A 2,990-nucleotide genomic window follows, 5' to 3' on the forward strand; every position below is an offset into this window, starting at 1 on the left:
CTGGGCTGCAGCCTGCTGGCCGCTCCCGCCCTGGCCCAGCCCGAGCCCGTCGACCCCCCGCTCAACCTCTCCGCCGACAACGTGAGCGGGACCCGAGGCCCGGAGGGCGACATCGTGCTGCTGAACGGCAACGTGCACATCACCCGCGGCCGCACGGTCATCACCGCCGAGATGGGGCGCTACCTGCGCACCCAGGGGATGCTCTACCTAGATCGGCGCGTGCGCATGGTGGACAGCACGACGACGGTCGCGTGCGATCACGCGATCTATTCCGAAGACCGCGACATCCTCCAGCTCGTCGGCACCGTGGTCATCACCGACCGCGGCGCGGTGCTCCGGGCGCCGAGCGGGACCTACGACCGGCGCCATGGCCGGGCGGATCTCTACGGCGGGGTCTCGGCGGCGGACAGCAGCCAGAGGGCGACCTGCGACCAGATGGCCTACTTCCGCAACGAGCGCCTGCTGCAGGCTCGCGGGCACGTGGTGGGCGAGGACCTTCAGAACCGGATGACGCTCTCCGCCGACTCGGTGGACTACGACCGCGGGGCCCACGAGGCGGTCGCCCGAGGTCGGCCGGTGCTCCGCTCGCGGGACCGGGACGGCAAGATCGCCGAGGTCCGCGCGCGCATGCTCAAGGTCAACAGTGCTTCGCGGATCGCGGAGGCGATCGACTCGGTGCGGGTGACCCGCGACACGCTGCAGGCGAGCGCCGACTACGGGCTGTTCGACGACCGGGCGGATCGCGGCTGGCTGCTCGGCAGCCCGCGCGCCTGGGACGACGAGACCACGGTGACCGGCGACACGCTCGAAATCTGGACCGACAAGAGGGCGTTGCGGCGGTTCGTCGTGCGCAACAACGCGGTGATCGACTACGTGGGAGCGCGCCCCGACTCCCGCGGCGAGACCAGCCGGCTCACGGGCCGGCAGATCGTCGTGTTCTTCTCGCGGGACGTCATGGACAGCCTGGTCGCGGTGGGCAAGGCACGCAACGACTACCAGGCCCCGCCCCGCGACGGCCGGACACCGGAAGCCAACCGGGCGGAAGGGGACACGATCACCGTCCACTTCGTGAACCGCAAGGTCGATCGCGCGGTCGTCCGGGGCGCCGCCACCGGCGAGTACCGGTTCGCGGTCGCCGCGGGGGACACGGCGGCCGCCCGCGCCGAGATCGTCCGCTACGACGCGCCCCGCATCGAGTTCATCGTGCCCAAGAACCGCATCGTGCTCGACCGGCGCTCGCACCTGATCTACAAGGAGATGGAGCTGCACGCCAAGCGGGTCGAGTTCGACAGCGAACAGCAGACGTTGGTCGCCACCGGCGAGCCCAAGCTGGTGGACCGCGGCGAGGAGGTCACCGGGCATCTCATGTCCTACGATCTCGAGACCCGCACCGGGAACATCTACCAGGCCGAAACCGCGTACGAGAAGGGCCTCTACCACGGTCGGCGCATCCGCAAGGTGGGCGACCGGGAGCTCGAGGTGCTGGACGGCTCCTACAGCACCTGCGAGAACGACCCGCCGCACTACCGCTTCTCGTCCCGCCGGATGAAGGTGTACCTGAAGGACAAGCTGGTGGCGAAGCCGGTGGTGTTCTACGTGAAGAACGTGCCGCTGTTGGCGCTGCCGTTCTATCTCTTCCCGATCAAGCCCGGCCGCCATTCCGGGTTCCTGTTCCCCCAGATGGAGTTCGGATTCAACAGCGAGTCCGGCCAGTTCATCCGCAACGCCGGCTACTACTGGGCGCCCAACGACTACTTCGACGTCACCGCCTCGGGGGACTACTACCAGGCCGATCCTTCCTGGGTGGTGCGCGGCGATCTGGTCTACAAGCTGCTCTACCGGCTCGATGGCCGGGTGAACGGGACCTTCGCACGCAGCGAGCTCGATCAGGACGAGCGCTGGAGCGTCTCCTCCGACCATGCGCAGGAGCTGGGCGGTCGCACGCGGCTCGTGGCGCGCGCCGATTTCGTCTCGAGCCGCGACTATCGCCGCGAGGCGGGCTTCGGGACGCCGCTCTCGCAGCGGCTCAACCGCTTCCTCACCTCGAGCCTGTCGTTCTCCCACTATGCCGATTGGGCGAGCCTCAACGTGGTCCTCGACCGCCGTCAGGACCTCGATGCGGACGAGAGCTTGCGGGCCCCGACCGCCGTGCCGGGCCTGGTGGCGCAGCTGCCGAACCTGGTCGAATCGGCCCCCAGCGTGTCGGTCACGTTTCCCACCCGGACGCTGGGTGCCCTGGGATTCCTCAAGAATTCGCCGCTCGCGAAGCCGCTCTCGACCATGTACTTCAGCCTCAGCAGCCGCTACCTGAGGTACCACCAGCGCACCGGCGTGCTCGATGACTCTCTCGTCATTCAGCAGCGCGGCCTCACCCGCAGCGCGGTCGCCACCAACGCCTCGCTCAGCGACTCGCGGCGGCTGTTCGGATGGCTCAACATGGCGCCGGCCATCCATGCCAGCAACGTCGTCTTCGACCACGACGAGCTCGGGAACCGGATCGTGCCCGCCACGACGTGGGGCGCGTCGATGACCGCGAGCACGACGCTCTACGGCAGCTTCCGTCCCAACATCGGGCCGCTGGTCGGACTGAGGCACGTCGTGTTCCCGAGCGTGTCCGTGTCCTACAGCCCCGATTTCGAGCAGCTCACCTACGTCGACGCGTTCGGCACCCGCCGACAGCGCTTCTCCACCGTCGGCAGCATCGGCATCTCGGGCTTCAAGAGCGCGCGCATGAACTTCACGCTCGCCCAGCGGCTGCAAGCGAAGCTCAAGAAGGGCGACGCCGTGCAGCGGCTCGACAATCTCCTCTCGTGGGACATCAACGGCTCCTACAACTTCCTGTGGCGCGAGCAGCTCCAACCGCACCCGCTTTCGACCATCAGCTCGGGCGTGCGGCTGCAGCCGCCGGGGAACTTCGGCGCCGACCTGTCCTGGATCACCGACGTCTACTCGGAGCGCCCCATCCGCTCGCTGGGCTACAACCTCTGGCT

General features: G+C 68.5%; 1 protein-coding gene. It reads left to right on the top strand.

All coding sequences use genetic code 11. The features are described 5' to 3' along the window. On the top strand, positions 1-2,990 hold a 2,990-nt coding region (locus ACRDSQ_RS09850), incomplete at both ends, for a putative LPS assembly protein LptD (RefSeq protein ID WP_431420541.1).

This window comes from Actinokineospora sp. (assembly GCF_050699995.1).
Lineage (GTDB): Bacteria > Actinomycetota > Actinomycetes > Mycobacteriales > Pseudonocardiaceae > Actinokineospora.